This is a genomic window from Promicromonospora sp. NPDC060204, assembly GCF_042728455.1.
GTDB lineage: Bacteria > Actinomycetota > Actinomycetes > Actinomycetales > Cellulomonadaceae > Promicromonospora.
The window spans coordinates 1-5,801 of the sequence record NZ_JBHWZO010000340.1 but is presented as its reverse complement, the minus strand read 5'-3'; the positions used below and the strand labels follow the sequence as shown (position 1 = coordinate 5,801).

Sequence of the window (5,801 nt, the reverse complement as noted above, 5' to 3'; positions counted from 1 at the left end):
GGGCCGGCATCCCTGGTGGGTGCCGGCCCTGAGCCCTGTACCTGTCCGCGGACGTGCGCGTCAGTCCTCGGACGGCGGCCGCAGCAGGCCGCGCTCCTCGGGTGCCATGACGTTGAGGATGCGGTTGAGGTCTTCGACCGAGGCGAACTCGACGGTCATGCGGCCCTTGTTCTTGCCGAGCGCCACCTTGACCCGCGTCTCGAAGCGGTCGGAGAGCCGGGTCGCCAGCTCGTCGACCGCCTCGCTGCGCGTACCGGCCCGCGGCGCCTTGCGCGCCTTGGAGCCGTTGCCGTCGGACTCCGTGAGCATCACGATCTCCTCGGTCGCCCGGACCGAGAGGCCTTCCGACACGATGCGCTGAGCGAGGCGCTCGATCTCCGCGCCGTCGCTCAGACCAAGCAGGGCGCGCGCGTGGCCGGCCGAGAGCACGCCGGCGGCGACACGGCGCTGCACCAGCGGAGGTAGCCGCAGCAGGCGGAGGGTGTTGGAGATCTGCGGACGACTGCGCGCGATCCGGTTCGCCAGCTCCTCGTGCGTGCAGTCGAAGTCGTCGAGCAGCTGACGGTACGCGGCAGCCTCCTCGAGCGGGTTCAGGTTCGAGCGGTGCAGGTTCTCCAGCAGCGCGTCCCGAAGCATGTCGCCGTCGTCGGTCTCGCGAACGATCGCCGGGATGGTCTCCAGCTCGGCGGCCTGCGTCGCGCGCCAGCGCCGCTCGCCCATGATGAGCTCGTACTCGCCCGGGTGGTCCTTGTCCGGACGGACGACGATCGGCTGGAGGACGCCGATCTCCTTGATCGAGTCGACCAGCTCGTCGAGGTCGCCCTCGTCGAAGACCGTGCGCGGCTGCCAGGTGTTCGGCCGGATGGCTGTGACGGGCAGCTCCGCGAACCGCGCGCCGGGCACGGGGACAAGGTCCGGTGTTTCACGTGAAACAGCTTCGGGTGCGCTCTCTTCCCGGCTGAAGAACGCATCGTCCAGGGCCGACGCCCCCGTGCCTTCGCTCGCCTCGTTGGCGACGGACAGCCGGCCGCTGGCGATCGCAGAGTCCCACTTCACCGTGCTGGGCCGCGGCCCGGTGTTCTTGGGGGCGGCCTTCTTCTCCGTGACCTGCTCGGGAGTCCGCTCCGCGATCGTGTCGGCGGAGACTGCGCCCGCGGGCACCTCGTCCGTCGGAGTCTCGGCAGTAGTGGGACGCTCCTCGACGACGGTAGCGACCGAGCCGCCCAGCACGCTGTCCGCGCCGTCCGACTCTCCAGCTGCGGAAGCCCGCTCGTCCAGCTCCGGACCCGTCGGGATCAGGGCGCCCAGGCCCCGCCCGAGCCCGCGTCGCTTCGCAGTCATCGTGTCTCCTCGTAGGTTCCGGTCCAGCGCCGAGCGCGGACGGGCTTCATCTCAATCACGGGATGCAACGCGTCCCGTTCATCACTGCCGACCATCAGTCCTGCGCTCCGACCGACTCCGCCTTCATCGCGCGACGCGGGCTCGATCCGCCCTGCCCACGCTCGGCCAGCTCTCGGGACGACTGAAGATACGCGAGTGCCCCCGTGGATGTCGCGTCGTAGGTCATCACCGTCTGGCCGTAGCTCGGCGCCTCGGAGATCCGGACCGAACGCGGGATCGTGGTCTTGAACGTTTCCGCGGGAAAGTGCGACCGCACCTCCCCTGCCACCTGCTGCGCCAGGTTGGTCCGGCCGTCGTACATCGTCAACAGGATGGACGAGACCCGGAGCTCCGGGTTGAGGTGGGAGCGGATCAGGTCGATCGTCTTGAGCAGCTGGCTCAGACCCTCGAGCGCGTAGTACTCGCACTGCACGGGGATGAAGACCTCGCGGCCTGCGACGAATGCGTTCACGGTCAGGAGGCCGAGGCTGGGCGGGCAGTCGATGAGCACGTAGTCGATGCGCTCCTCCCCCGCAGCAACCCGGTCGGCCAGGTACTTGTCGAGCGCCTTGCGGAGTCGTGTTTCACGTGAAACAAGGGAGATCAGCTCGATCTCGGAACCCGACAGATCGATCGTCGCGGGGACACCCCAGAGGTTGGGGATGTCCGGGCACTGCTGGATCGTGTTCGCCAGGGGCTCGCCCTCGACGAGGATCTCGTAGACAGAGGGCGTTCCAGCCCGGTGCTCGATCCCGAGCGCCGTCGAGGCATTGCCCTGGGGGTCGTTGTCGATCACGAGGACGTTCAGGCCGGACTGCGCGAGCCCGGCCGCGATGTTGACCGTGGTGGTCGTCTTGCCGACGCCACCCTTCTGGTTGGCGACCGTGATGATGCGGGTCTTCGGCGGGCGTGGGAACTTCCGCCCCTGGAGTTCGATGCGTCGGCGAGCGTCCATTGCGAGCTCGGCGGCGACAGGAGTCGTCTCGTCAACGGCCGGGACGGTCGCGATGAGGGCCGATCGCCGCTCGTCATCGCCACCGTGCGGGCCGCCCGTGGGCTGCTGAGTGCCATTGGGCGTCTGCACGGACCCGGTCGTTTCACGTGAAACACCGGGAGCGGAGAGGCTCTGCACAGGAATCGGATCCGTCACGCGGACACTGTAATCGCTGGCCCCCGCTTCTGGCTTGGCCTCCGGGACGGTTTCTCCGTCGAAATGTGTGAATTCGGCGTCGACGAAGTCGACCATTTCGTCCTCGAACGTCATGGTCGCCGAGCCGATCACGGCGGGGGCGGCGTTCACCGCCGCGTCGAGTGCCTCACTTGCCCGCTTGATCGCATCTGCGGGGATCGGACGTCGGGAGGGCAGCTCCTCCATCAGATCCGGATCGTCAGCCATCGATCCTGACGGGGGCAGCACCTCGACCCGATCCGGCACCGGCTCCAGCACTTCCGTCATCTCGTCAATCTCCAGAACCTCTGCCACCTGCGTGGCCTCGTCGTCACCGGCCGTGGCCGACCTCGTTACGGACTCGATCAGCTGGCTGAGCTCAGCCACGTTCTTCCCCTCGGGGTCCGGCTTGTCCTGGCCCCACACCTCGTCACGTGGACGACCGGTCACGATCTCGGCCGGCGGCGGGGCCATGTCCTCGGACGACGGCACGCGCGCGTCCTCCGCCGGACCCTCCACCAGTTCCTCCGCCTGCGCCTCCCCCGGACTCTCCAGGGAAGGCGCGGCGGGCGCCGACGCATCGATCCCCTCATGGGTCGGTTCGACGGCGGCGTCGCCGTGCTTCTCCTCGTCGGCCGACGCGCTGGAGATGTCGGACGGAACGCCGTCGCTCACCATCGCGCTGGCCGAGACGGCCGCCGCGGCGTGTGCCTGTGCCGTTGCCTCAGCCTGTACCTCGATGCTGGTGGGCTGGGTGCTGCTCCTGGCATCGCCCAGGGCATCACCACCCCCGGCGCGGAGCGGGACGGCGCTTGCGGCGCCGTCCCGGGTGGCGCGGAACTGGGCGTCATCTCCGGCGCCGTCCGGGCCGGCACCGGACGGGGTGTCGCCAGAGGCGTCGTCAGGGGCGTCGTTCAGGACGGCGACAGCAGACGATCCCTCCGGGGACCCGTCCGCGACCTGGTCCGGCCGTTCTACTGCAGCGACCACTCCGACTGCCGTCGCGCCCTCGGCCGGGGGTTCCGCCGACAGTGTGCTGGGTGCCGGCGCCTCCGCCGGCTCGACCTCCTCCGGCTGCCCATCGGTCGGCCCCTCCGTGGAGGGCACCACAGATGGCGCCTCTCGCGACGCGGAGTCCACCGGCGCGGCGTCGTGAACCTCCGCTATCGGTTCCGAAGCGGACGAGTCGGACGTATCTGCCTTCGCGGCGGACGCCGCCAGAGCCGCAGCCGCCGCCGCTCGCTTGGACTTTCGTCTGAAGAAGCACACCCGTGTAACGCTACGGTCGGGTGCCTGTTCGGGCGTGCCGAAACGCCGTCGCGGAGGCGATCAGATCCTGCTCGACCGACCGAGTCGCGCCGGGTGCGTGGCATCGGGTGGGTGCACGACGAACCGAGAGCCGAGGTCGACCGCCGTCGCCCCTTCGCGCCGCGGTCCCCGCCCGTGGTTTCCCAGATCGCCACTGTTCGGTTTCACGTGAAACGCCTCTGACTTCTCACGAGGGTCCCGGGCGAACGCACCATCCGTTTCGCTCCGTTTCACGATCGCGCCTGTTTCACGTGAAACGGACCCGGCCCGGGTGCCGGGTGCCGGGCGCCGGGTCCGAGGACTCACCGGTGGGCAGCCCCTGCATCCCCAGCCTCTGACCTCGGCCCGCCGTTCCCCCACGGGCGCCAGAACCCGGGCGCCACCCGATCTAGCCGAACGGAACCGAGCTCCGGCCAGCGCCAGTTCCATTCCGAGCTCCAGCTCCAAGGACGCCGTCACCCCTGGTCCGCACACCCCCACCAGCCCGTCGCCGCTATGTCAGAACTGGTATGCCCAGACCCGTCGCGTCTCCACCTATCCTCGAATCGCCCAGGTACGTCTGACTCCACGCAGGGAGGCGTCTTGTCCAGACCCATCACCCGAGCCACCGCACTGATCACCGCGTTCACAGCAGCGCTCGTGCTCGCCTTCGCGGCCCCCGCCAGCGCCGCGACGTTCCTCACTCACGCACAGGCGACCGCCCAGCTCAGCGCAGCCGGCATCTCCTGGACGTCGAGCGGCGGATGCAGCAATCGCAACGTCGCCACCTGCACGTCCTTCGACCAGGTGCGGCAGACCACGATCGACGGAATCAAGACGCTCCGCTCGGCCAGCGGATGTGCCATCACGGTCACCGGCGGCACCGAGACCGGACACTCCAGCGGCACCTACAGCCACTGGAACGGCTACAAGCTCGACACCCGGCAGAGCACCTGCATCGACAGCTACATCAGCAACAACTTCACGTACGTCGGATACATCTCCGGCTGGGGCTACCAGTACCGCTCCGGCGCCGGGAACCTCTACACCGACGAGGGCAACCACTGGGACATCCTCTACTACAACTGTGGCGGCTGCTGAGGCCGCCGAGCCGGCCCGTCCGCTCAGCACGAGGCCATCCGAGAACCAGGACCGGGAGCGATCGCCCAAGGCGACCGCTCCCGTTCCACGTGAAACATGACTGCCGCGAGACCTACTTCCCGCGGTGCACCCGAACGATCGTCGTGGTCTCGACGCCCTCCACAGTGGCTCCCTCGAGAATTTCCGGATCCTCCGTGGCGTACTTACGCAGCACCTTGCGTGCGGGCTCGACCTCCTGTGTCACGTTGCGCCCCTTGAGGATCACCAGCTCGCCACCCACCCGGACGAGGGGCATGCTCATCCGGACCAGCTTCGACAGCGCGGCGACCGCCCGGGAGGTGACGGCGTCCGCCTCGAAGGCGCCGTGATACTCCTCGGCTCGCCCGCGCTTGATCTCGACGTTCGCCAGGCCGAGCTCGGACACGACCTCGGCCAGCCACGTCGTTCGTCGCTCCATCGGCTCGACCAGGATCACCTGCAGCTCGGGCCGCATCACTGCGATCACGATGCCCGGCAACCCGGCTCCCGATCCGATGTCGGCAACCGATCCGACCGTGGGAAGGTACGGGACGACCGCCGCGGAGTTGAGGATGTGCCGCTCCCAGATGCGCGGTACCTCGCGGGGACCGATCAGCCCGCGCAGCTCCCCCTGATCACGGAGCAGCTGCGCGAAGCGCACCACACCGTCGTAGGCGTCGCCCAGGTACGCCTTGACCGCATCACTGGCACCCAGCGTCTCGCCGTCGAACATCTCGACGTCGGTCGAGCCGGCATCCCCTGCCACGTCCGAACCTTCCACGTCCCGTCCCTCCACTCGCTGTCGAAAGAAGCCAAACACACCGAGGGCCGGTGCACGTCCTCGGGA

The 5,801-nt window shown here is 68.9% G+C and carries 4 protein-coding genes; 1 reads left to right on the top strand and 3 read right to left on the bottom strand.

The window, feature by feature from the left end; translation table 11 throughout:
• Nucleotides 1–60: 60 nt before the first annotated feature.
• Nucleotides 61–1,341 (bottom strand): ParB/RepB/Spo0J family partition protein, encoded by a 1,281-nt coding sequence (locus tag ACFWEJ_RS26615; RefSeq protein WP_377232184.1) that lies wholly within the window; start codon nt 1,339–1,341, stop codon nt 61–63.
• Nucleotides 1,342–1,435: 94 nt separating this feature from the next.
• On the bottom strand, nt 1,436–3,658 hold the full coding sequence (locus tag ACFWEJ_RS26610) for an AAA family ATPase (protein WP_377232183.1): 2,223 nt from the start codon (nt 3,656–3,658) through the stop codon (nt 1,436–1,438).
• 780 nt (nt 3,659–4,438) lie between these two features.
• Here ACFWEJ_RS26610 and ACFWEJ_RS26605 point away from each other — a divergent pair.
• Complete coding sequence (locus ACFWEJ_RS26605) at nt 4,439–4,936, top strand: hypothetical protein (RefSeq protein WP_377232182.1); 498 nt, start codon at nt 4,439–4,441, stop codon at nt 4,934–4,936.
• Nucleotides 4,937–5,048: 112 nt separating this feature from the next.
• On the opposite strand, the gene rsmG is transcribed toward ACFWEJ_RS26605, so the two are convergent.
• A partial coding sequence (rsmG, locus tag ACFWEJ_RS26600; protein WP_377232181.1) for a 16S rRNA (guanine(527)-N(7))-methyltransferase RsmG occupies nt 5,049–5,801 on the bottom strand: 753 nt, incomplete at its 5' end.